The 23,617-nt window shown below is 59.7% G+C and carries 15 protein-coding genes; 6 read left to right on the forward strand and 9 right to left on the reverse strand.

The window, feature by feature from the left end; genetic code table 11:
- Positions 1–26 precede the first annotated feature (26 nt).
- Positions 27–2,210, reverse strand: coding sequence for a DNA helicase II (gene uvrD / locus ACIOU6_RS06455; protein ID WP_221731871.1), 2,184 nt, complete (start codon positions 2,208–2,210; stop codon positions 27–29).
- A gap of 257 nt (positions 2,211–2,467) precedes the next feature.
- On the opposite strand from uvrD, the gene ACIOU6_RS06460 reads away from it, so the two are divergent.
- The 3 genes from ACIOU6_RS06460 to ACIOU6_RS06470 all read left to right on the forward strand — a co-directional run bounded on the left by ACIOU6_RS06460 (position 2,468) and on the right by ACIOU6_RS06470 (position 6,752).
- Positions 2,468–5,341: an EAL domain-containing protein gene (locus tag ACIOU6_RS06460; RefSeq protein ID WP_401134801.1), complete on the forward strand. Its 2,874-nt coding sequence runs from the start codon at positions 2,468–2,470 to the stop codon at positions 5,339–5,341.
- A gap of 127 nt (positions 5,342–5,468) precedes the next feature.
- Complete coding sequence (gene hexR, locus ACIOU6_RS06465) at positions 5,469–6,335, forward strand: transcriptional regulator HexR (RefSeq protein ID WP_007962240.1); 867 nt, start codon at positions 5,469–5,471, stop codon at positions 6,333–6,335.
- Positions 6,336–6,539: 204 nt separating this feature from the next.
- Positions 6,540–6,752: a PA3496 family putative envelope integrity protein gene (locus tag ACIOU6_RS06470; protein WP_221731873.1), complete on the forward strand. Its 213-nt coding sequence runs from the start codon at positions 6,540–6,542 to the stop codon at positions 6,750–6,752.
- Here ACIOU6_RS06470 and ACIOU6_RS06475 read toward each other — a convergent pair.
- On the reverse strand, positions 6,694–7,656 hold the full coding sequence (locus ACIOU6_RS06475; RefSeq protein ID WP_401134805.1) for a LysR family transcriptional regulator: 963 nt from the start codon (positions 7,654–7,656) through the stop codon (positions 6,694–6,696). The two genes, ACIOU6_RS06470 and ACIOU6_RS06475, sit on opposite strands and share 59 nt — an antisense overlap.
- A 190-nt stretch (positions 7,657–7,846) precedes the next feature.
- Between ACIOU6_RS06475 and ACIOU6_RS06480 the strand changes: the two genes are divergently transcribed.
- Both ACIOU6_RS06480 and oadA read left to right on the forward strand, forming a co-directional pair.
- Positions 7,847–9,262 carry an acetyl-CoA carboxylase biotin carboxylase subunit gene (locus tag ACIOU6_RS06480; protein ID WP_221731875.1) on the forward strand — a complete coding sequence of 472 codons (1,416 nt, stop codon included), beginning with the start codon at positions 7,847–7,849 and terminating at the stop codon, positions 9,260–9,262.
- Positions 9,263–9,273: 11 nt separating this feature from the next.
- On the forward strand, positions 9,274–11,082 hold the full coding sequence (oadA, locus tag ACIOU6_RS06485) for a sodium-extruding oxaloacetate decarboxylase subunit alpha (RefSeq protein ID WP_221731876.1): 1,809 nt from the start codon (positions 9,274–9,276) through the stop codon (positions 11,080–11,082).
- Between the two features lie 198 nt (positions 11,083–11,280).
- On the opposite strand, the gene ACIOU6_RS06490 is transcribed toward oadA, so the two are convergent.
- The 4 genes from ACIOU6_RS06490 to ACIOU6_RS06505 all read right to left on the reverse strand — a co-directional run bounded on the left by ACIOU6_RS06490 (position 11,281) and on the right by ACIOU6_RS06505 (position 18,382).
- On the reverse strand, positions 11,281–13,485 hold the full coding sequence (locus ACIOU6_RS06490; RefSeq protein WP_401134809.1) for an autotransporter domain-containing protein: 2,205 nt from the start codon (positions 13,483–13,485) through the stop codon (positions 11,281–11,283).
- Positions 13,486–13,684: 199 nt separating this feature from the next.
- Positions 13,685–16,642, reverse strand: coding sequence for an autotransporter domain-containing protein (locus ACIOU6_RS06495; protein WP_401134811.1), 2,958 nt, complete (start codon positions 16,640–16,642; stop codon positions 13,685–13,687).
- 85 nt (positions 16,643–16,727) lie between these two features.
- Complete coding sequence (locus ACIOU6_RS06500; RefSeq protein ID WP_221731879.1) at positions 16,728–17,564, reverse strand: amino acid ABC transporter permease; 837 nt, start codon at positions 17,562–17,564, stop codon at positions 16,728–16,730.
- The gene (locus ACIOU6_RS06505; RefSeq protein ID WP_401134813.1) at positions 17,561–18,382 is read right to left on the reverse strand and encodes an ABC transporter substrate-binding protein; all 822 of its coding nucleotides are present in this window, start codon (positions 18,380–18,382) and stop codon (positions 17,561–17,563) included. The genes ACIOU6_RS06500 and ACIOU6_RS06505 overlap by 4 nt, the downstream gene beginning before the upstream one ends.
- Positions 18,383–18,495: 113 nt before the next feature.
- Between ACIOU6_RS06505 and ACIOU6_RS06510 the strand changes: the two genes are divergently transcribed.
- Positions 18,496–19,395: a homocysteine S-methyltransferase family protein gene (locus tag ACIOU6_RS06510; RefSeq protein ID WP_339465159.1), complete on the forward strand. Its 900-nt coding sequence runs from the start codon at positions 18,496–18,498 to the stop codon at positions 19,393–19,395.
- A gap of 187 nt (positions 19,396–19,582) precedes the next feature.
- Here ACIOU6_RS06510 and ACIOU6_RS06515 read toward each other — a convergent pair whose 3' ends face one another.
- The 3 genes from ACIOU6_RS06515 to ACIOU6_RS06525 all read right to left on the reverse strand — a co-directional run bounded on the left by ACIOU6_RS06515 (position 19,583) and on the right by ACIOU6_RS06525 (position 23,613).
- Positions 19,583–20,557 (reverse strand): hypothetical protein, encoded by a 975-nt coding sequence (locus ACIOU6_RS06515; protein ID WP_401134816.1) that lies wholly within the window; start codon positions 20,555–20,557, stop codon positions 19,583–19,585.
- 83 nt (positions 20,558–20,640) lie between these two features.
- On the reverse strand, positions 20,641–22,818 hold the full coding sequence (locus tag ACIOU6_RS06520; protein WP_401134818.1) for a lipase family protein: 2,178 nt from the start codon (positions 22,816–22,818) through the stop codon (positions 20,641–20,643).
- Positions 22,819–22,830: 12 nt separating this feature from the next.
- Entirely contained in the window at positions 22,831–23,613 is a 783-nt protein-coding gene (locus tag ACIOU6_RS06525; RefSeq protein WP_401134821.1) for a hypothetical protein, read from the reverse strand.
- Positions 23,614–23,617: the final 4 nt, after the last annotated feature.

Genomic DNA, 23,617 nt, shown 5'->3' on the forward strand with positions numbered 1-23,617 from the left:
TCGCTCCCACAGGGACGCCGTAAGGCTTAAATGGCTTCCAGCTTCGCGTAGCCCAACATCAGCCACTTGCTGCCTTCGCCGAAATTCACCTGCACCCGCGCTTGAGCCCCGGCGCCTTCGAAATTCAGGATCACTCCGTCGCCAAAGATCGAATGACGAACAGTCTGGCCGAGGCTGAAGCCGGTTTCCGGAATTTCGCTGCCGCTGAACAGATTGCTGCCACTCATCGACTGATTGCCGCCGAATGGCCGGCTGACGCTGTTCGACAAGCGCACTTCCTGAATCAAACCCTTGGGCACTTCGCGTACGAAACGCGACACCTTGTTGTAGGTTTCACTGCCGTAAAGGCGTCGGGTTTCAGCATAGGTCATCACCAGATTCTGCATCGCCCGGGTGATACCGACGTAGGCCAGACGCCGTTCTTCCTCAAGGCGTCCCGGTTCTTCCAAGCTCATCTTGTGCGGGAACAGGCCTTCTTCCATGCCCACCAGGAACACGTAAGGGAATTCCAGGCCTTTGGCGCTGTGCAGGGTCATCAACTGAACGCTGTCTTCATGCTCATCGGCCTGAGTGTCGCCGGCCTCAAGCGAGGCGTGGCCGAGGAATGCCGCCAGCGGTGACAGTTCTTCGTCTTCTTCGGTGTTCTCGAAGTTGCGCGCGGCGCTGACCAGTTCCTCAAGGTTTTCCACCCGGGCCTGGCCTTTCTCGCCTTTTTCCGCTTCGTGATAGGCGATGAGGCCGGATTGCTCGATGACGGTTTGCGTCATCAAATGCAGCGGCATCTCCATGCACTTGGCGGCGAGGTTCTCGATCAGCTCGATAAACGCCCCCAGCGCGCCCGCCGCGCGCCCGGTCAGGCCCTTATTGGCGACCAGTTGGCGCATGGCTTCCCACATCGATACATCGCTGTGGCGCGCATGCTCGCGGATCGCTTCGACGGTTTTCTCGCCGATGCCACGGGCCGGGACGTTGATCACCCGCTCCAGTGCCGCATCGTTGCCACGACCTTCCAGCAAGCGCAGATAGGCCATGGCGTTTTTGATTTCCGCCCGTTCGAAGAAGCGCTGGCCGCCGTAAATGCGATACGGAATGCGTTCGCGCAGCAAGGCTTCTTCCAGAACGCGCGATTGGGCGTTGGAGCGGTACAGAATCGCGATATCGCTACGGGCTAAGCCGGTTTTCAGCGCGCTTTCGATGGTTTCGACAACGTAGCGTGCTTCGTCGTGTTCATTGAACGCGGCATACAGGTTGATCGCTTCGCCGTCGCCGCCGTCTGTCCACAGCTCTTTGCCGAGGCGGCCGGTGTTGTTGGCGATCAGGGCGTTGGCGGCCTTGAGGATGCCGGCAGTGGAGCGATAGTTCTGCTCCAGGCGAATGGTCACCGAATCCGGGAAGTCGGAAGAGTACTGATGAATGTTTTCGATTTTCGCGCCGCGCCAGCCGTAGATCGACTGGTCGTCATCGCCAACCACCATCAGGCTGTCGCCGCCCTTGCCCAGCAGACGCAACCAGGCGTACTGCACGGCGTTGGTGTCCTGGAATTCGTCCACCAGAATGTGCCGGAAACGCTTCTGATAATGCGCCAACAGGCCCGGATGATCGCGCCACAGGTCGAGCGCGCGCAGCAGCAGCTCAGAGAAGTCGATGACGCCGGCACGCAGGCAAGCCGCCTCGTAGGCCTCATAGATGCTGCGCATGGTTGCCAGGTACAGATCGCCGCTGGCCTGAATGTGTTTGGGACGCAGACCTTCGTCTTTCTGCCCATTGATGAACCACTGGGCCTGACGGGCGGGCCAGCGTTGTTCGTCCAGACCCAGCTCGCGAATCACTCGCTTGACCAGCCGCTGCTGATCGTCGCTGTCGAGAATCTGGAAAGTCTGGCTCAAGCCCGCTTCCTGCCAGTGTGCCCGCAGCAAGCGGTGCGCCAGGCCGTGGAAGGTACCGACCCACATGCCCGCCGGGTTGATACCCAGCAACTGCTCGATGCGATGACGCATCTCGGCAGCGGCCTTGTTGGTGAAAGTCACCGACAAAATGGAGTGGGGCGAGGCGTTTTCGACCTGGATCAACCAGGCGATACGGTGCACCAGCACTCGGGTTTTACCGGAGCCAGCACCGGCCAGGACCAACTGACGGCCAACGGAGGCGGCTACGGCCTGGCGTTGGGCATCGTTGAGGGAGTTCAGCAGAAGGGAGAGATCATCGCGCATCGGGGCATTCTAGGGTGCGCCGCAGGCCCGGGCAAACCGAGCTTTGCATTAGCCGATGAAAGTCCTGCCAGTGACGACCGGTCGGTCACTGCCTACAGGCGTCAGCCCGCCTCGCTCTGCGGGTTTTTTCAGTGGCGAGAGGGCGAAAAGTTTCCGTGAAATTATGATCTGGAGCAGTTTGGCAACGGGATCGGCTTGTGTATGCTCCGTCCACGTTTCGGGCGCACGCCCTCCTTATAAGAACAAGAACGTTGCCCATGACCCTCAGCTCCGAACTGTCGGGCCCCTCTGTGGAACCCCGGGTTATTCGCCGGCACTACACCACCGAAATGGCGGTCGAGCGCACACGCCTGCTGTATCAGGGCTCTTTATTGCCCACGCTGTTCATGTTGATCAATGGTCTGGTCTGCGCCGGTTTGCTCTGGAGCCCGCAGCGTTACTTCGTGGTCAGCGTCTGGTTGGTGTGGTTGCTGTTGCTGGTCGCATTGCGGGTGATTCAGGTGGCAGCGTTCGATTCGGCGATTCCCCATCGCCAAGCCCAGCCGATCTGGTTCCGGATGTTCCTGATCGGCTCGACCATGACCGGCCTGACCCTGGCCGGCGCCGGCATCGCTCTGGTGCCGGCCGACAATTTCATGCAGCAAGCCTGGGTGTTCGGCCTGATCGGCGCCGCGACCCTCTCGGCCAGTGTTGCCTATGCGGTGAGCCTGCCGGCGTTCTTGTCCTTTACCTTGCCGTGCCTGCTGCCGGCGATCGGTTTTCTGTTTTGGGGCGGCGATGAGCAGGCGCGCGGCTGGGGTTGGCTGGGGCTGATTCTGTTGGGTTCGCTGAGCGTGGTGGCGTGGCAGGTCAATCGTTTGATCGATCGCGGTTTGCTGCGACGCTTCCAGAATCAGCGCCTGATCGAACACCTGCAACAGACGCAGTCGCGCAGCGAGCAACTCAATCAGGAACTGGCCAGGGAAATCGAGCACCGCCGCTGTGCCGAGGGCCAATTGCGCGAAGCGCAGGTCGAACTGGAAGACCGCGTCGCCCAGCGCAGCCGTGAGCTGGACGCCGCTAACCAAGCGTTGAGCAAAAGCGAGGCGCGCCTGGCACTGGCGTTGAAAGCCAGTGAGTTGGGGCTATGGGACTGGAATCTGCAAACCGACGAAGTCCATCACACGCAGATTCAGGAGCTGTTCGGCCTCGCCCCGGAATACGTCACGGCCATCCTGCGCGACCTCAAGCCGCGGTTGCACCCACAAGACCTGCCGTCGCTCAAACACGCGCTGATCGAACATTTGAAGGGCCGCACCGAGGACTACCAGATCGAATACCGCGTGCGTCACGGCGACGGTCACTGGGTGTGGATTGAAGATCGTGGTCGCGCCGTGGAGCGCAGCGAGAGCGGGCGGGTGATCCGAATGCTCGGCACGCGCCGCGACATCAGCGCCAGTAAACACCTTGAAGAACAGCAGCGACTGGCGGCGACCGTGTTTGAAGCGGCCAGCGAAGGCATCGTGATTCTCGACCCGAATTACGCGCTGATCGCGATCAATCAGGCATTCAGTCGGGTCACGGGGTACGACATCGACGACATGCTTGGGCGCAATGTCGTCGAGCTACCGTGTAGCCGCGATGCCCGCCGCCATTACGTTGCGATCCGCCATGCGCTGGAACAGCACGGCAGTTGGCAGGGCGAACTGGTGGAGACCCGCAAGAACGGTGAGCTGTATCCGCAGTGGCTACAACTTAACGCGGTGCGCGATAGTCGGGGAAATGTCAGCCATATCGTCGGCTTTTTCGCCGATCTGTCGGCGCGGCGCGAATCCGAAGAGCGCATGCGTTATCTGGCCCATTACGACGAACTCACAGGTCTGGCCAACCGCTCGCTGTTCCGCGAACGCCTGCACGAAGCGCATCAACGGGTGCGGCAGGGCGGGCGACGCAGTCTGGCGCTGCTGCACATCAATCTGGATCGCTTCAAGCTGCTCAATGACAGCCTGGGTCATGAAATCGCTGACCAGTTGCTGCAAAAAATGGCGCGACGGTTGGTTAACGCCTTACCGGAAGCCGACACCATTGCCCGGTTGTCCGGCGACGAATTTGCGGTGCTCTTCGACGCCTACGGCAACCTGTCGAGTCTGGCCCGAGTCGCCACGCGGTTGTCGGCCAAACTGCGCCTGCCGCTGACGGTCGAAGGCCATGAGTTGGTGGTCAGCGCATCAATGGGCATCAGCATGTTGCCGGACAACGCGCGGGAGATTTCCGCGCTGCTCAGTCAGTCGAACATGGCCATGCAACATGCCAAACATTTGGGCGGCAACAACTTCCAGTTCTACACCGACAGCTTGCAGGCCAGCACCCTTGAGCGCTTGCAGCTGGAAAACCAGTTGCGCAAAGCCATCGAAGAGCAGCAGTTGAAGGTGTTCTACCAGCCCAAGCTGTGCCTGGAGACCGGGCGCCTGAATGCGGCGGAAGCGCTGGTGCGCTGGGACCATCCAACCATGGGCCGGGTGCCGCCGGGGGATTTCATCGGGCTTGCCGAAGAAACCGGACTGATCGGGCCGATTGGCGAATTCGTGCTGCGCCAAGCCTGCTGGCAGGCGTGTGAGTGGCAGCGTCAGGGGCTGGCGCCGATCCGTGTTTCGGTGAATCTGTCGGTGCACCAGTTGCGTCAAGGCAAACTGGTCAGTCTGGTGCGTCAGGTGCTGGAGGAAACCGGGCTGGCGCCGCACTACCTCGAACTGGAACTGACCGAGAGCCAGTTGCTCGACAGCGTCGAACACATCATCGCGACCTTCCAGCAACTACGCGACCTGGGCGTGAAACTGGCGATTGATGATTTCGGTACAGGCTATTCGTCGCTCAGTTACCTCAAGCGCATCCCGGTGGATTACGTGAAGATCGATCAGGCTTTCATTCGCGGTTTGGGGGAGGGCAGTGAAGATGCGGCGATCACCCGGGCGATCATTGCCATGGCCCATGGGTTGTCGCTGAAGGTGGTGGCCGAGGGGGTCGAGCGGCAGGAGCAACTGGAATTTTTGCGTGCCGAGCATTGTGATGAAGTGCAAGGCTATCTGATCAGTCGACCGGTGGAAGCTGCCGATCTGGCCGGGCTTTTGCGCGAACAGGACAATACGTTTTAAGGGCTACATGTATGCCATCGCGCCTGATATGGGGGCATGGAGTTACGTATTGAGCAGGCAAAAAGCCGATTCATGTAGTATAACTACAAGCTTGCTACATCCCCGACCATAAGAAGAGTCCAGCCCCGTGAATCTGCTGCAACACATCGCCCAATCACGTCACCTGTTACGCAAGTCGGAGCTCAAGGTCGCCGACCACGTGCTGCTTGACCCTGCGGCGGTGATGCACAGTTCCATGGCCGACCTGGCCCACAGCGTCGGCATCAGCGAGCCAACCATCGTGCGTTTTTGCCGCGCCATCGGTTGCTCCGGGTTTCAGGATCTGAAACTCAAACTGGCGCAGAGCCTGGCCGCCGGTGCGAGTTTCGGCCAGTTCGCGATCCATGAGGACGACTCGGTCGCCGATTACAGCCTGAAGATTTTCGACACGACGCTGCACACGCTGATGGAAGTTCGCGAGAAGCTCGATCCGGTGGAGTTGCAGCGTGCGGTGACGCTGATGTCCCAGGCCCAGCGCGTCGAGTTCTACGGCTTTGGCGCATCGGGCGCGGTGGCCGCGGATGCGCAGCACAAGTTCTTCCGCCTGCTGCTGACGGCGGCGGCGTATTCCGACCCGCACATGCAAGCGATGTCGGCGGTGACGTTGAAGCCGACCGACGTGGCGATCTGCATTTCCCAGTCCGGGCGTTCGAAGGATTTGCTGATCACTGCCAACCTGGTGCGCGAGAGCGGCGCGTCACTGATCACGTTGTGCCCGAGCCAGACGCCGTTGGCTGAATTGTCCACGGTCAACCTGGCGATCGATGTGCATGAAGACACCGAAATCTATACGCCGCTGACTTCGCGCATTGCGCATCTGGTGGTCATCGACGTGTTGGCGATGGGCGTGGCCATGGCGCGGGGGCCGAGTCTGGTCAACCACCTCAAGAGCGTGAAGCGCAGCCTGCGCAGCTTGCGGCTCTCACCCAAGGCTGTGAAAGCCTTGGACGATTAAAGCAAGGTCGCTCCCACATTTGATCCCCAGGACACAAGATTTGTGTCCGCCGCAGATCCACTGTGGGAGCAGGCTTGCTGCGAAGGCATTCTCTAAAACACCCTCGCCCTGCGAAACTTTCATCGCACTGTCATCCCCGCGAAGCCAAACCGTCATCCCCCGCGCCTATCGTGAAACTCCCGTACTCGCCTTGGGAGACTCGAAATGGCTCAGCCCTACGAAGAACGCAACAGCGCAGCGAAAACCCGTCGTCAGCAGGAAGATCAGCGCCGCATGGAATTTCGCCGCGCCATCGAAGATCGCTTTGAACTCCGCCAGCTTCAGGCCCAGATCGGAGATTTTCCCGAGGAAGGTAAACTCAACTACTGGCACGCGGCACCGGCAGCTTCCCGTCGAAGCGTTCAACCAGCGCGCTGATCTGTGCCCGTTCGCTGCGGATAAACGCCAGGAAGGCGTGTGCCACCGGTGACAGCCGTTTGGCTTTGGCTTGCACCAGGCACCAGCTGCGAAACAGCGGCAACTCTTCGACCGGCAGCTCGACCAGGCCACCGGTCGCCAGCTCCAGGTTCAGGGCGTGGCGCGTCAACAGCGCCAAGCCCAGACCCGCCAACACGCATTCGCGCTGAGCTTCGGCCGAGGCCACTTCCTGAGTCTGGGTGAAGTGCACGCGTTTCTCTTTGAAGTATTCCTCGCAGGCCAGTCGTGTACCCGAACCCGGTTCGCGGATCAGCAAGGTGTAAGGTTCCAGATCCTGCAAGCGCAGCGGCCCCAAGTGCGCCAGCGGATGATCCGGGCGGGCCACGGCAACAATCGGGTTGTTGAGGAACGGCAGGAATTCCAGGCCCATGTCCTGGGGCACCATTGACATGATCACCAGGTCGTCACGGTTATCCGAGAGGCGCCGAATGACCTGGCCACGGTTGACCACCGTCAGTTGCAGGTTCACCTCCGGGTGATGGCGCTTGAAGGCGGCGAACAGGTGCGGCACGAAATACTTGGCGCTGGATTCCACGGCCAGTTTCAGTTGGCCTTGCAGTGAGCCCTGCATGTCCGACAGCTGCATATCGAGGTTTTCCAGGCGCCCGAAAATGTCCCGGCTGGCGCGCTGCAAAGCTTCGGCAGCCTCGGTCATATAGAGTTTTTTGCCGACGTAATCGAATAATGGCTGCCCGATCAGCTCCTCGAGCTGACGAATCTGAAGGCTGACGGCCGGTTGCGTGAGAGACATTTCATCCGCAGCGCGGCTGTAAGAGCGCAAATCACACACTTCGTTGAAGATCTGCAATTGACGCAATGTCATACGCATCAGGGACTTACGCATTTTTTACAGGCTCTGAAGGCTGGCGAGTGGCTCAACTATAAGTCTTTACTTATGCCTGACCCAATTTTTATTCATTTTTATTAATCCCTTACGGGCGCTAGTGTGGGGTCGCGACTAAATTGAAACATTTGGTCACGCGTCGACCTGGGTCTAGCAGGTCGTGGTGCCACCGGCTCAAGGGAACCTCCAAGTGATAACAAAGATCCTGATCGCCAACCGTGGTGAGATTGCCGTACGAATCGTGCGAGCCTGCGCCGAGATGGGCATTCGCTCGGTTGCGATTTTTTCCGACGCCGACCGACATGCGTTGCATGTGAAGCGTGCGGACGAGGCCCACAGCATCGGTGCCGAGCCACTGGCCGGTTATCTGAACCCGCGCAAACTGGTGAACCTGGCGGTTGAAACCGGCTGCGATGCACTGCACCCCGGTTACGGTTTCCTTTCGGAAAACGCTGAGCTGGCAGACATCTGCGCCGAACGCGGCATCAAATTCATTGGCCCCTCGGCAGAAGTCATTCGCCGCATGGGCGACAAGACCGAAGCGCGCCGCAGCATGATCAAGGCCGGCGTACCGGTCACCCCTGGCACCGAAGGCAACGTTGCCGACATCGAAGAAGCCTTGGCCGAGGGCGACCGCATCGGCTACCCGGTGATGCTCAAAGCCACTTCCGGTGGCGGTGGCCGCGGTATCCGGCGCTGCAACAGCCGCGAAGAACTCGAACAGAATTTCCCCCGCGTCATCTCCGAAGCCACCAAGGCCTTCGGTTCGGCGCAAGTGTTCCTGGAAAAATGCATCGTCAATCCCAAGCACATCGAAGCGCAGATCCTGGGCGACAGCTTTGGCAACGTGGTGCACCTGTTCGAGCGTGACTGTTCGATCCAGCGTCGCAACCAGAAGCTGATCGAAATCGCCCCGAGCCCGCAACTGACCCCGGAACAGCGCGCCTACATCGGCGACCTGTCGGTGCGTGCGGCCAAGGCTGTGGGCTACGAGAACGCTGGCACCGTGGAGTTTCTGCTCGCCGAGGGCGAGGTGTACTTCATGGAGATGAACACCCGGGTGCAGGTGGAGCACACCATCACCGAAGAAATCACAGGGATCGATATCGTCCGAGAGCAGATTCGCATCGCCTCCGGCCTGCCGCTGTCGGTGAAGCAGGAAGACATTCAGCACCGTGGTTTCGCGTTGCAGTTCCGCATCAACGCCGAAGACCCGAAAAACAACTTCCTGCCGAGCTTCGGCAAGATCACTCGTTACTACGCCCCGGGTGGCCCGGGCGTGCGTACCGACACGGCGATCTACACCGGCTACACCATTCCGCCTTACTACGACTCCATGTGCCTGAAGCTGGTTGTGTGGGCACTGACCTGGGAAGAGGCGATGGACCGTGGCCTGCGCGCCCTCGACGACATGCGTCTGCAAGGCGTGAAGACCACTGCCGCGTACTACCAGGAAATCCTGCGCAACCCGGAATTCCGTAGCGGACAGTTCAATACCAGCTTCGTTGAAAGCCATCCGGAACTGACCAACTACTCGATCAAGCGCAAACCCGAAGAGCTGGCCCTGGCCATCGCCGCCGCCATCGCCGCCCACGCAGGCCTGTGAGGAATAGAACAATGACCAAAAAGATTTTTGTAACCGACACCATCCTGCGCGACGCCCACCAATCGCTGCTCGCCACCCGCATGCGCACCGAAGACATGCTGCCGATCTGCGACAAACTCGACAAAGTTGGCTATTGGTCGCTGGAGTGCTGGGGCGGCGCGACCTTCGACGCCTGCGTACGCTTTCTGAAAGAAGACCCGTGGGAGCGCCTGCGCCAACTGCGCGCCGCGCTGCCTAACACGCGCCTGCAAATGCTCCTGCGCGGGCAGAACCTGCTCGGCTACCGCCATTACAGCGACGACGTGGTCAAAGCCTTCGTCGCCAAGGCCGCAGTCAACGGTATCGACGTGTTCCGCATCTTCGACGCGATGAACGACGTGCGTAACCTGCGCGTGGCCATCGAAGCGGTGAAAGCGGCGGGCAAACATGCCCAGGGCACCATCGCTTACACCACCAGCCCGGTGCACACCATCGACGCCTTTGTGGCGCAGGCCAAGCAAATGGAAGCCATGGGTTGCGACTCGGTGGCGATCAAGGACATGGCCGGTCTGCTGACCCCGTACGCCACGGGTGAGTTGGTCAGGGCATTGAAAGCCGAGCAGTCGCTGCCAGTGTTCATCCACTCCCACGACACGGCCGGTCTGGCCGCCATGTGCCAGCTCAAGGCAATCGAAAACGGCGCCGACCACATCGACACCGCGATCTCCAGCTTCGCCTCGGGCACCAGCCATCCGGGCACCGAATCGATGGTGGCAGCGCTCAAGGACACCGAGTACGACACCGGTCTGAATCTGGAACTGCTGCAAGAGATCGGTCTGTACTTCTATGCCGTGCGCAAGAAGTACCACCAGTTCGAAAGCGAATTCACAGCGGTCGACACTCGTGTTCAAGTCAACCAGGTGCCGGGTGGGATGATCTCCAACCTCGCCAACCAGTTGAAAGAGCAGGGCGCCCTTAACCGCATGGCCGAAGTGCTGGCGGAAATCCCGCGTGTGCGTGAGGACCTCGGCTACCCACCGCTGGTGACCCCGACTTCGCAGATCGTCGGCACTCAGGCGTTCTTCAACGTGCTGGCCGGCGAGCGCTACAAGACCATCACCAACGAAGTGAAGCTGTATTTGCAGGGCGGCTACGGCAAAGCGCCGGGCGTGGTTAACGAGAAACTGCGTCGTCAGGCCATCGGCAGCGAAGAAGTGATCGACGTCCGTCCGGCCGATCTGCTCAAGCCGGAAATGACCAAGCTGCGTGCCGATATCGGCGCACTGGCCAAGTCCGAAGAAGACGTGCTGACCTTCGCCATGTTCCCGGAAATCGGTCGCAAGTTCCTCGAAGAGCGTGCCGCCGGCACCCTCACGCCGGAAGTGCTGTTGCCGATTCCTGAAGCCGGCAAAGTCGCTTCGGCGGGCGGCGAAGGTGTGCCGACCGAGTTCGTCATTGACGTTCACGGCGAAACCTACCGCGTCGACATCACCGGTGTTGGTGTGAAGGCCGAAGGCAAGCGTCACTTCTACCTGTCCATCGACGGCATGCCGGAAGAAGTGGTGTTCGAACCGCTCAACGAATTCGTCGGCGGTGGCAGCAGCAAGCGCAAGCAAGCGTCGGCGCCGGGCCACGTCAGCACCACCATGCCGGGCAACATCGTTGATGTGCTGGTCAAGGAGGGCGACACCGTCAAGGCTGGCCAAGCGGTGTTGATCACCGAAGCCATGAAGATGGAAACCGAAGTCCAGGCCGCTGTTGCCGGTAAGGTCACGGCGATTCATGTGGCCAAGGGCGACCGGGTCAATCCGGGCGAAATCCTGATCGAGATCGAAGGCTGAGATAACAGCCTCGGTACAACGCTTTAAACCTCGGGGGGGCATGTGCTCCCCTTTTTTTGCCCGGGATTTGACTGAATCACGCAAATCCCCTGTGGGAGCGGGCTTGCTCGCGAATGCGGTGTATCAGTCACAGAACATGTCGACTGACACCCCCTCTTCGCGAGCAAGCTCGCTCCCACAGGGACAGTGTTCAGACCATCAGAACGCCATTCGCCACTGGCCCATCACACTGTGAGTACGGCTTTCGGTTCCGAAATCCCCCGTGATGCCTAGCCCAACGGTGTGGTTGGCCGACAGGCCAAGGTCGAGGCCAGCATCGACGCCCAAACTGTTTCGATCCAGCGCGGCACCGGCCACTTCAAAGCGTTTCCCACCCTTGAGCAGTTGTTGGCGGGCATCGCTGTCGAGTTCGCCGAAGGTATGTTTCCAGCCGGCGGCGAATCGCGGCGTCAGGCTCATGCCGTTGTCCAGTCGGCTGATTTTCGCTGCACGCAGGCCGAAGGTGCTGCTGAGGTTGTCGCGGGTTTGCCCGAACACCTTCAGCGCCGCATCGCCGCCTTTTTCGCTGTAGCTGTCACGTTGATAACGCTGATAGCCGAGGCTGGCGAACGGTTCGAGCGTCACGTTGTTATGGCCGAAATTGAAGCCCAGTTCGGCAAAGGCCTGCTGGGTGTTGGCGTCGTAGTTGCCCTTCAGGCGGTCGCTGAAGCCCTTGAACACCACTCGACGTTTGCTGCTGCCGTCATGGCTGGCGTAGGTCGCCCCGAGGCGCAGGGCCAGTGGCCCGTCCTGGCGCACGGCATAGGCGCCGAGGTGCCAGCTGTCGAGGTCGCCATCGTACTGGCGGGCATCCAGTTTCGTCTGGGATTTACCGCCCAGCAGGCCGATATGCCATTGCTCATCGAGTCGCCAATCCGCGCCCATGACCAGACCCTGGGTGGCGTGTTTCAGGGTGCTGTCGTGATCGCGATCGACCTTGCCACCATGGCCGATGGCCTGAACCCAGACGCGTCCGGAGTCTGCACTGCCGGCCGCCTGCCGGGGTGAACTGCCAGAGCCAGACGCAGCGCCCGAGCGGCTGTCCAGTTGGCGCATGGCCGAAAGCATGCTCGCGCTCACGGGCGTGACACTGCTCAATGTGGCTTTGGCGAGGTTGGCGTTGCTGCCGGCGGCCAACTGCTCGATGGCAATCGGTGCGGTGCTTTTGTCGCTAGCCAACAGTGCGACGACCGCTGCGTTTTTGGGGGCCGCTGTTTGAGGGGCTGGCGGTGTGGCGACAGGGGCGGCACGCACAGCCACCGCGTCTTCTGAAATGGGGGCTTCTTCTGACGTGGAAGATGGACTTGTCGCCAGTACGGGCGTTGTTGCCGGCAGTGGTGCTGATATCGGTGGTCGATCCGAGATCGATGGCTCTTCAATACTTTCGGCTACTGCACGACCGTTGTCGGTGGTGGCCACGCTAGGCAGGGATACCTCGTTGCGGGCGTAGGTCAGTCCCACAGATTTTTTGTTGTATTGAGGTGTGGCTGTCATGAACGCCAGATCGTTCAGTATCGTGCCGAACTGACCTTCAACCTTGCTGGCTTCGATGATTTTGTACTGGCTGCTTTGCGGGTATTCCCCTGCAACTGCAACGACTTTCAGGGTGGCGCCTTCAAGTTTGGCAGTGCCGTCTACCTTGATCGTTTGACCACTGCTGCCGGGGGCGACCTCATAAGACAGTTCAGCATTTGGGGATAGGCTCAAACTGCCTTTCACTCGAGGGCTACCATGCAATCCATTGACCATGAGCAGGCCGTTAACGTGCAAGTTTCCTACCGAGCCCTTACCCGCAAAGCTGCCGCCGTTCTCGACATAGACATCCCCTTTTATGCTTCCATTGTTGAAGAGTTTGCCAGCGGTAACCGCCCCACCGCTGATGGTGCCCTGGTTGGTCAGCGCACCGTTGTGTGTTACCAGCACGCCTTGGTTGAAGTCTCCCTTTGTGCTCAGCGTCCAGTCTCCGCGCACGAGAAACAGTGCATTGAAATTGCGGGTGTCTTTCAGCGTGCCCCCCTGGGAGATATCCAGTAGCAGCATGTTGTCCCCCTTGCCACCATCCAACTGCCCCGTGAAGCTTGCGTCGTCTTGAAGAGCGATCAGATCGTTGAGGTCAGTTCCTCGAAAAGTGCTCTGGGGTGTATTGAAGGCAATCGGAACGGTCGCTTTATCGTTGATAAAGTCCTTAATCCTCCCAAGAGATCCTGCATAGACGGTGTCTTCGGGCTGTTCTGGCACCTGCGCGGTGGACGCTGCGTCAGAGGCTTCAGGCAGTTGCTGGGCGTTTGCAATCTCTGCGCAGCCCAGCGCCAACGCAACGGCCAAAGCCAAGTGTTGTGGTTTGAATGTGTGTTGAATGAGCATCAAGTAAGGCCTTTTTTGAAAGAAGGCCAAACTCTAGGGATGCAGCAAAAATTTCGATGTCGGCTACTTCCCGCCGTTTTGCAGGCGCTGTCGCATCATTTTGTCGAAATCTTCCGCTATATCCGGAACCGGTATTTTTACGCGACTGTACCGGCTCCTTTTCCTACGACTAATCAAGACCACACTGGCTATTCAACGATCAAAAACTCATCTGCCACTGCCCGATCATTCCGTGATTACGGCTGTTGCTGCCGATCTCGCCGCTGTAACCCACCCCCAGCGTATGACGCGCCGAGATCCCGAGATCGAGACCGGCCTCCAGCACCAAGCTGTCGCGGTCCAGCGCGCTGCCGTCGACATTGAATGCTGTGCCGCCGACTACGAAGGCCTGGCGCGTCGAGCTGCTGACGTCGCCGTAAGTGTGTTTCCAGCCCGCCGCCATACGTGGCGTCAGGCTCATGCCGTTGTCCAGACTGCTCAGGTGTGCCAGGCGCAGGCCGAAGTTGCTGCTGAAGTTGTCCTGGGTCTGGCTGTCGACTTGCAGCGCAGCGGCGCCGCCCTTTTCCCGGTAGCTGTCACGGTGGTAGCGCTGGTAGCCGAGGCTGGCGAACGGTTCGGCGCTGAGGCGGCCGCTGCCCATGGCGTAACCGAGTTCGGCGAAGGCTTGCTGGCTGTAGGCGTCATAGTCGCCTTTGGGGCGATCACTGAAACCGTTGAAAGCGATGGTGCGTTTGCTTTCGCCTTGATGGCCGCTGTATGCCGCGCCGAGGCGCAGTGAGATCGGGCCGTTCTGATGCAGGGCATAAACGCCGGCATGCCAGCTCTCGACATTGCCATCGACGCCTGTGGCGTCCAGATCGGTTGTCGAATAACCGCCCAATACGCCCAACCGCCATGCTGGATTCAGCGACCAGTCGGCGCCGAGCACGCTGCCCTTTGAGCGTTGCTCCAGACCGCTGCTGCCGTGTTCGCCGTCGAGCTTGCCGTAGCCGCCGACGGCTTGCAGCCAGAGGCGGCCGCGAGCGTTCGGATCGTTCAGGTTACGCGCCTCGGACGGCACGCCGTTGGCCGCCAACACAGGGGTTTCGCGTTGATCGAGGCCGACCATCAGTCCCGGGCTGCCGCCGATTTGCTGCATTGCCAAGAGCATGCTGTTGCCCACCTGGCTGCTGGCGCCAAGGGTGGCGCTGGTCAGGTTGGCACTGCTGGCCCCGGCCAGTTGTTCGATTGCCGCGCCGGCAGTGCTTTGGGTGGTGTTGAGCAGGGCGTTGTATAGCGCGTTGTGCTTGCCCATTGAGGCCAGACTGTTGGCGGCGCTACTGCCGTTGCCGGTGGCGGCGAAATCTTTGAAGGCGACGTCGTTACGGGTGTACGTCAGGTCGACTTGAGTTGGCGTGTAGGCGAACGTGGGTGTGAGAAAGGCGTAATCGCTGCTGACCTTGCCGAAGGTGCCGTTGATCTGCGTGGCTTGCAGCACGGTGTAATGGCTCTGCCACGGATAGGTGCCGCTGCCGGGATTAACGGCCAGGGTCGCGCCGTTGAGATTCGCGGTGCCGCCGACCTGCACTGGCGCGCTGCTGCCGTCGGCGTTGACGCCGTAGGCGAGGGTGGCTGCGCTGCCCATGTTCAAGTCATGCACAATCGTCGCGCGGCCCAGGCCCGTGTCAGTGCGTAAGGTGCCGTTGACGTTGAGGCTGCCCACCGAACCGCCCCCGGCATACACACCACCGGCATCCACGGTGAGATTGCCGGCGATACCGCCCTGGTTGATCAACGTCGCGCCGTTGCGCACTGCGCCGCCGTCGCTGAAATCGCCGCTACCGGTCAGCGTCCATGCGCCTTGCTTGACCTCCAGCCACTCCAAATTGCGACTCTCGCCGAAGCTGCCACCCGCCACGTCGTCCATCACCACCCGGTCGTAACCGCTGCCGCCATCGACCACACCGATAAAGCGGCTGCCATTGCGCAAGGTCAGGCTGTCGTTGCCGCCGCCCAGATCCAGTGCCAGGCCATTGCTGCCGCTGAGGGTGCCGCCGTTGACCACGTTGTCGGCGAACTCACCGACGAACTTCACGCCAAAACCGTCGAGGCCCTGGAGGGTGCCGAAGTTTTCCAGCGTGGTTGCCGCCAGCCCCGAGCCGTCGCTACCGTCGTCTACCAGGATCGCGCTGTTAGCGCCGCTGATCAGGGCGCCGCTGGCGTTGAGAATGTAGCCGCCGCCCAGGGCGATGCCTTCACTGCCGTTGGCGAACCCAGCTTTGTCGACACCGCCCGCGCCGACGCCTTGAATGGTGCCGTAGTTTTCGATGTGGGCAATCTTGTCGATGTCCACGCCGTCGCCATCACCGTTGGCTTGCAGCCCGGAGTACGCGCCGGTAATGGTGCCGTGGTTGATCACCGTGCCATCGCCGTCGGAGCCGAATCCCGAGCCGTTGCGCCCGGTGATCTGTCCGTAGTTGACCAGTGTCGCGCCGAGGTCAGTGGTGATGCCGTGGCGGCCGCCGGAAATGACGCCGTTGTTGGTGATCGACACACCCGTGGCGGTATCGATATCGATACCGTCGAATTTTTGGTCGGCGTTGTGCGAATCGCCCGTCGAGATCTCGCCGTAGTTGGTAATCGTCGCGTTGGCGCCGGTCTTCATGCCGTCGCTGGCCTCGCCGCGAATCAGCCCGCCCGCACGGTTGATGATCGTGGTTTTCACGCCGTCACTGCGCAGCGCATCCAGATCCAGCCCTTGGCCGGTGGCGGAGCGAATGACGCCACTGTTGTCGATCAACAGGCTGCCGCTGACGAAGTTGCTGTCGATGCGCAACGCATCATTGGCACCGAGGATCTGCCCGCCGCTGCGGTTGTAGAGGGCGTAGTTGCGCGCCTGGCTCAGGTCGCCGCTGCTGTCGATGGCCCGGCCGCCAGTGGAGATGATTTTGCCGGCGTTTTCGATCACCACGCCGACACCGCTGGTGTTGTCCTTCAGGCTGACAGCCTTGCCACTGTTGGTGATGCTGCCCGGCGCCGAAATCGTCAGCGTGTCGCTGCCACCGAGGGTTTGCGAAGCCGTGGTGGCGCTGTCGATCTGCACGGTTTTACCGTGAGCGGCCGTGGTGGCGATCAACAGGGCGATGGCGAGGGACAATCGCTGAGGCGAGAAGGGCATGGGCGGACGGCCTTTTGTTATAAGCGGGCCGTCCTGTATAGCGATGGGGTTTTACAGAATGATGTCGGTAATAGTGCAGAGCACCTTAGGTACGGCGTTCGTAAGCCTTGCCGTAATGGCGCTCCATGCGTGCCTGAATCAGCTCAAGCCCGATCGACATCACCCAGTAAATGATCGCGGCGGTCGTGAGCATTTCGATGTAGCGATAGCTTGACCGACCATACGACTGCGCCAGAAACATCACCTCCCAAACGCCCATCACCGAGATCAGCGACGAGTCTTTGAGCATGGAAATGAATTGGTTGGTGGTTGGCGGGATGATCGTGCGCATGGCCTGGGGCAGGGTGATGCGCCAGAAAATCACCGACTCACGCATGCCCAGCGCCAGCGACGCTTCGCGTTGACCATAGGGGACGCCGAGGATGCCGGCGCGGAAAATTTCGCTGAGATAAGCGCCATAGTTCAGCGACAGGGCGATGATCCCGGCAACGATGGCGCCGGGCACGATGCCCAATTGCGGCAAGCCGAGATAGATCAGCAGGATCTGGATCAGCAGCGGCGTGCCACGAAAAAACGAAGCGTAAAAACTGGCGATGCCAAACGCCACGGCACTTTTCGACAAGCGCGCCAACGCGGTGACGAAGCCCAGCAATGACGAGGCGACAATCGAGCACACGCACAGAAACAACGTCAGCGCCGCGCCTTGCAGGAAGCCATTGGGTGCCAGCTTCAGGCCGACCAGGTTGGGCAGCTTGTCGAGGATGATCGAGAACTTCAGGTCGAAGCTCAGGAAGAACCCGGCGCACAGGCAGAACATCGCCGCCCAGGTCAGGTACAACCGCGTACGAAAACCGAAGAGCCGTTGCAGGCGTGATGCAGCCACCGGTTGCGGTGGCTGTGGAGGTGTCGGGAAAGAAGTCATTGACTGATGTCGGCGCCGATCCATTTTTGTGAGAGCTTGCTCAGGGTGCCGTCCTGCTTGAGCTGCGCAAACACCTCGCGCACTTTGGCATCCCACTGGGCGTCACCCTTTTCGATGGCCACCGAATTCGGTTCCGAATACAGCGACGCACCGGCCAGTTTGAAGCGTTTGTCTTCGTTCAGGCGTGGCTGCGCGGTGACGAGGTTGGTGAGGATCGCGTCCAGACGCACACCGGCCCCCAGGCCCAAGTCTTGAAAGGCAACGTTGTCGGTATCGTACGGAGCGATCTGCACGTCTTCGAACGGGTACTGCAACTGCGTGTCTTCGGCGCCTTCGATGACCAGATTCTTGTTCAGATAACTTTCGTAGCTGGAGGCGCTGGTGAGGCCGACCTTCATACCGCTCAGGTCCTTGGCGCCGTGGATGCGGTCATCCTTGGCGTTGACCACGATCACCGCAGGGGAGGCGTAGTACTCGACCGGGAAATCGAACACTTCGGCGCGGGCCTTGCTCGGGGTCATCGAGCAGATGCAGATGTCGTAGCGCCCGCTCCAGCGGCCGGCGGCGATGACGTCCCAGGACGGCGTTTCCAGACGCAGCTTAACCCCCAGTTTGTCCGCCACGGCTTTGGCGACATCAACGTCGAAACCGTCGAGCTGGTTCTGCTCGTTGAGAAACGAGAACGGTGGATAACTTTCCATCAGCACGCCAACCAGTTCTTTTTTCTGCTCGACGCGATCCAGTGTGGCGCCGCCGAAGGCTTGGGATGAGGCGGCCAGAATCGTCAGGCCCAGGGCCAGTAGCGGTTGAAATTTCACAGTCGATCCCTGGTTGAAAAAGAGGTTGTCATTAACGGAATGGTGCGTATTAAATAGTTATAAGAACGACTCTGATAGTGAGTTATTTTCATAAGCTTATGAGTGAAAGGCATATGGGCGCAGCAAGCACGATTATTCTCGATGGCGGCATGGGCCGTGAGTTGCAACGCGCCGGTGCGCCATTCCGGCAACCCGAGTGGTCAGCGCTGGCGTTGAGCGAAGCGCCGCAGGCGGTGGAAGCGGTACACGCCGCTTACATCGCCAGCGGGGCCAATGTGATCACCAGCAACAGTTACGCGGTGGTGCCGTTCCACATCGGCGAAGAACGTTTCGCCGCTGAAGGGCAGGCGCTGGCGGCGTTGGCCGGTGAACTGGCGCGGCGTGCGGTGCAGGCTTCGGGCAAAGCGGTGCGGGTGGCCGGCTCGTTGCCGCCGTTGTTTGGCTCCTATCGTCCGGATCTGTTCGAGGCGTCCCGGGTGACCGAGTTGCTGGGCCCGTTGGTCAAGGGGCTCGCACCGCACGTTGATCTTTGGCTGGCGGAAACCCAAAGCTCGATCGTCGAGGCGCGCGCCATTCACGCCGGGCTGCCGCAGGACGGCAAGCCGTTCTGGCTGTCGTTTACCTTGAAGGACGAAGACACCGACGAAGTGCCGCGTTTGCGTTCCGGCGAGCCGGTGGCCGAAGCGGCTGCAGCGGCGGCTGAGTTGGGCGTCGAGACGCTGTTGTTCAATTGCAGTCAGCCGGAAGTGATCGGCGCGGCGATTGACGCGGCACGCGCGACCTTCGAACGTCTGGGCGTGAAGATAAACATCGGCGCCTATGCCAACGCCTTCCCGCCGCAGCCTAAGGAAGCGACGGCCAATGACGGACTCGATCCGTTGCGCGAAGACCTCGATCCACCCGGCTATCTGCAATGGGCGATTGATTGGCAGCAGCGCGGCGCCAGTCACTTGGGCGGTTGCTGCGGGATCGGCCCGGAGCACATTGCGGTGCTGGCGCAGAAACTCGCTTGAGAGAAGATCAAAAGATCGCAGCCTGCGGCAGCTCCAGGGTGTAGGGGCCATCCCACATGACGGACGCATAGCGACTCCAGGATTGGCCTCATCTGCTTGATGAGGTCTGTCCCATGACTCCTGCCATCGCCCCCCTGACCAACCCGGTGCGCCGATAAAAGTGCGCGGCGTTAAATGCTCCTACGGCCTACTTATCGGGTTTGCGCTTCCACGGGTTCTTCGGGGGAACGGCAAATCGCCGTCCTGAATTGGCGGAATAACGAGAACCTGTAACCGCTTCCAGCTCCCCGCCGTCTCGCACAAAATCACTCACTTCTTTAACCCGACGGCTGCGCAGCCATGTAATCCACTGCGCCAGATCGGTGTGGCCCTGTTCTTCAAACATCCGCATGAAACGTACTTGCCAACGCTTGCACGTCTGCTGGCAAAGGCCTGTACGCCGCTGTAAATCAGTCACGCTCTCGCCGTTGATCAAGCCTTGAACAAAACCCAGCCAATGCTCTGGATAACCCAATCGGGCCAGTAGCGTGCCCTGCAGCAAACTCACAGTGCTGTAACAGCCTAGGCAACGAAAATCAGGGCGGCGCTCATCGAAACGCTTCATGTCAGGTGAACCGCACTTTGGACAGACTGCTTGAGGAGTCGTGAGCAAATGCTCCAGCCCACTCAGAAACGCTTGGGCCTGAGCCGCAATAGGTGCGGGTGGCTCCAGATCGATTCGATCCTGGCGTGCCGCCCACCACTGATACAACGTTGGAAAGTCTTTAGCCATGACGGTGCGGCAGTGTTTGTTCCACCGCGAAGTGGTGCTGGGGGCAATATTCATGGCTTCGGCAATACCTCGCATCGACCAACCCGCCAACAGGTATTGACCAAAGGTTGACCAGAGGTGCATTAGCCCGACTTTCGAAAACGGTGTTTTCGAGAGACAGTTAAAGCCTTTGTTGCAGGCCACACAGCGGTAAAAAGGCAGGCGTGTTTTCTGGCTGGTTTCCAGTCTGAAGCGTGGATGACCGCACTGCGGGCACTCGACCGGCGACCTCTTGGGCAGTTCGTGCAAATAGCGAATGAAATCATCCGCATGACTGTGGAGTTCGGCGGGGAGGCATTGGTGATAATCGGGCAGCGCTTGAGCTTCGGACATTGAACTTGAATCTTTCATGGAAAACCTCGCGGGTTAACCGGGCAGCCTTCGGGCGCGGGCTACCCGCAAGACACGCAAATGGCGAGGGTGCCGGACTGTTTTTAGATGAATGAATCGATATCCAGCGTATGCGGCGCACCCACTGTATGGCCGTAGATCGACGCCAGTAGCCCGTCATCACTTTTGCTGGTGGGCGCCATGGCCAACTGCTCGACGACTTTGTTTTCCGAATGGGCAAGCCAGCGCGACAGGCTTTCAGATAGCGGCTCGGGCTGGTCCGAAAGTGATCCGTAGACCTTTTTTTCGGTGATGCGCTGTTGCCGCAAGGTTTTGAGGCGATCAAGCGACATTTGTATTTTGTCGATCTCGCGATTGAGCGCTTCGATGGTTTTTTCATGATGGCGAACGTAAGCGTCCGGGCGTGTCTGGTCGCGCTTTTGCCGCAACTGCAAAGTAATGCTCGCCAGCGCTTTTTGCATCCACTCAAACTCTCTATCCGATACGAGGGATCGGTTTGCTGATTGCGCTTCCTGCCAACGTTTCAGCGTTGCCCAGCACGCCGGAATGTAGCTGCCGACCATCGAGTGGCTGCCGGCATTGAAGAGTTGCGTCAGTAACGAAGGTCGATCCGGGAGGCCGTTTTTTTGCTGAATGGCCACCGAGCAGGCGGCATGCTGGGCAACGGTGTCGCAACCGGGCTCCCACAGGATCATGGACTTTTCCTTGCGATCAAACTGCACCGGCATCGCGTGGTACAGCTTGCCGTGATGCTCGTAGGGTTCGCCGGTCCAGTTGGTAATACCGGCGACAAACACCGAGAGGCCAACGGGCACGTTGACGAAGGTCAGTGCCGCACCTGTTCCGTAAACACTCGTTTTGGTGTTCATCCAGGTGCCGGGCACACTGGGCACCGGGTCGTTATGGGCGACCATGCGGTGATGTTCCAGCGGCTCTGCGCCTTTGGTGAAAAGGGCGTCACCGGCGCGGGGGGCGCCGTAGGTGTAGAGCTGGATGTTGTAGCCTTCTGGTCTACGACGCAGCATCTCCGACAGCAGCAATGCGACTGCGCCTCCGAGGCTGTGCCCACAGATCAGCAGTTTTTGACCGGCATAAAACCTGTCGAGGTATTCCAGGACGAAGTCGTAGGCTTTCCGCGCAGCTTCGTAGAAACCACGGTGTACCTTGCTGTCGGTGTCTGCGAACGGCACTTGAAATGCATCGGCGTCGCGCAGGCCATCCGCGATGAGTTCATAGGTGCCACGCACGGAAATCAGGATTAACTCGTCGTGGTGGATGATGAAGGCTTGAGTATCGGTACCGCCCTTTTGGTCGGTATCGTCAAAGAAATGAATCTTGGCCGGGTATTCCTGCTCGTCTTTCTGTTCAGGTTTGTTTGCGTCATAGAGGTCTGAGTCGAACGGCACGATCTCCAGTCGCCTGGAGTAAGGCACATCTTCAAAAAGCGGGTAATACGCTGATGTCTGCGTCGCATCGACTTTCCCAAGCTCTTCGAATTTGGCCAGTGCATCCCCGAACCAGTTACCCACGCTGGGTTGCAGGGGGAAGCTCACGGTTTTTATTTTGCCGGGGTGTTTCTCTGGCTTCTGACCAAACGGGCAATAGCTCAGGGTGGCCATGAGCGCCAGTTGATAGAGATTTAGCGCGCAGAAACCAGGGTCGATTGACAGCATGGGGCGCAAGGCGCGCATCGGGCGTACTTCCAGCACCGTGTGTTTGAGCGGCATGAGGGCAACACCGCGTTCACCATGCTTGCCCATGATTTTCGCCGGCCCCGACCCGGGCGGGTAGTGGCTGTAAACCTGCGGTGGTAAATGCGAAACATGCTTGACCAGATGGCGCACTTCCACCTGAAAGAATTCATCGGCGCAGGCTTGTGCGGGGTTGTCTTTGATGCGGGTCGAGTTGTGGTTCAGGTAATGGGTTTGTTCGGCGCGTACCTGGAGTTCAGTGATTTTGAGAGGGTAATGGGGTCTCGCCTGTAAAAAGGCGTAAGCCTTTTCATGCCCTTGGTATTCCGTCTCAAGAGTAAGTGCAATCGGGCCTGCGAAGTGATCAGCAACCTTGCCAGAGCCTGTGGCATCCAGATTGCCTTCGTAACTCTTCCCTTCGGCATCGATGGCGACGTAAGCCAGTCCTGCGTAGGGTTCGCCAGAGCCAAACTCGTCGACCAGTTGAAAGCTGCTCCATCGACCCTGGGCGGGGCACGTCAGTACACGGCTGCTCAGCGGCGCTTCCAGTTCTTTTTCCATTGACGTCATGTCGAAGCCTCCTTATTCAGTGCAACCGGGATAGATGGTGCATTGCCGGCCGTCGGGCATCTGAAAGCTGCTGAAGTCTTTGTAATTGCCAAAACAGAACGCGTATTGGTCTTCGAAGTTGTCGCCCATACAACGCTTCCAGCCATTCGGAACTTTGACCCACGTATCTCCGATAGCGGGCCTGTCCTCGTCGGCCAATTTGATGTGCATCTTCACGGTCTTACCCGGCAGTTGGTCCGGGGTATAAGCTGCGGAAGGTTTGCCTCGTCGCAGCTCGCCCTGGGCACCGATCGTTTTGCAGTCGAGGAGTTTTCTGAGGATTCGGGGCTTACCCGAAGTACGAAACAGCTGTTGGCATTCACCGTAAAAGGTACTTTCACCCGCTTCGTTGAAAACGTTTCTGTACTGATCTTCCACCTCATTCCGAATGAACACCCTGGCGCTGTCGGCGCCAAAATCTCCCCGATCCTTACCGTAAGTCGCGTAGATTTTCAGTTCGATGCGATTGACCACCAACGGACAGCCGCTACGTGTTCTGCGAATCGTTATTTCAGCATCAGGTTTGTATTCCGTTCGCCACTCGCCGTTGAACACGGGTGCCAAGTTGGCCTTTTTTTCAACGGTGCAGGTTTCGCCCTTGGCAGGCATGTAATAAACCACTGCAACGTATGCAAAGTCGGGCGGCATATCGGCGGTAAAGGTGAAAGTGTTGGGCTGACTGCTCGCGCAGCCTGAGATGCCAACGAAGCAGCAGCCCAATGCAGCGTTTTTAAGCAAGGGATAAGACTTAGTCATTGGG

Source organism: Pseudomonas sp. NPDC087615, assembly GCF_044743445.1.
GTDB classification, from domain to species: domain Bacteria; phylum Pseudomonadota; class Gammaproteobacteria; order Pseudomonadales; family Pseudomonadaceae; genus Aquipseudomonas; species Aquipseudomonas baetica_A.

Excerpts from the sequence above, each read along its gene's own strand:
- ACIOU6_RS06515 (WP_401134816.1), bottom strand. The coding sequence starts at position 20,557 with ATGAAAGATTCAAGTTCAATGTCCGAAGCTCAAGCGCTGCCCGATTAT.
- uvrD (WP_221731871.1), bottom strand. The coding sequence starts at position 2,210 with ATGCGCGATGATCTCTCCCTTCTGCTGAACTCCCTCAACGATGCCCAA.
- ACIOU6_RS06510 (WP_339465159.1), top strand. The coding sequence starts at position 18,496 with ATGGGCGCAGCAAGCACGATTATTCTCGATGGCGGCATGGGCCGTGAG.
- oadA (WP_221731876.1), top strand. The coding sequence starts at position 9,274 with ATGACCAAAAAGATTTTTGTAACCGACACCATCCTGCGCGACGCCCAC.
- ACIOU6_RS06495 (WP_401134811.1), bottom strand. The coding sequence starts at position 16,642 with ATGCCCTTCTCGCCTCAGCGATTGTCCCTCGCCATCGCCCTGTTGATC.
- ACIOU6_RS06490 (WP_401134809.1), bottom strand. The coding sequence starts at position 13,485 with ATGCTCATTCAACACACATTCAAACCACAACACTTGGCTTTGGCCGTT.
- ACIOU6_RS06460 (WP_401134801.1), top strand. The coding sequence starts at position 2,468 with ATGACCCTCAGCTCCGAACTGTCGGGCCCCTCTGTGGAACCCCGGGTT.
- ACIOU6_RS06500 (WP_221731879.1), bottom strand. The coding sequence starts at position 17,564 with ATGACTTCTTTCCCGACACCTCCACAGCCACCGCAACCGGTGGCTGCA.
- ACIOU6_RS06470 (WP_221731873.1), top strand. The coding sequence starts at position 6,540 with ATGGCTCAGCCCTACGAAGAACGCAACAGCGCAGCGAAAACCCGTCGT.
- ACIOU6_RS06475 (WP_401134805.1), bottom strand. The coding sequence starts at position 7,656 with ATGCGTAAGTCCCTGATGCGTATGACATTGCGTCAATTGCAGATCTTC.
- ACIOU6_RS06520 (WP_401134818.1), bottom strand. The coding sequence starts at position 22,818 with ATGACGTCAATGGAAAAAGAACTGGAAGCGCCGCTGAGCAGCCGTGTA.
- ACIOU6_RS06525 (WP_401134821.1), bottom strand. The coding sequence starts at position 23,613 with ATGACTAAGTCTTATCCCTTGCTTAAAAACGCTGCATTGGGCTGCTGC.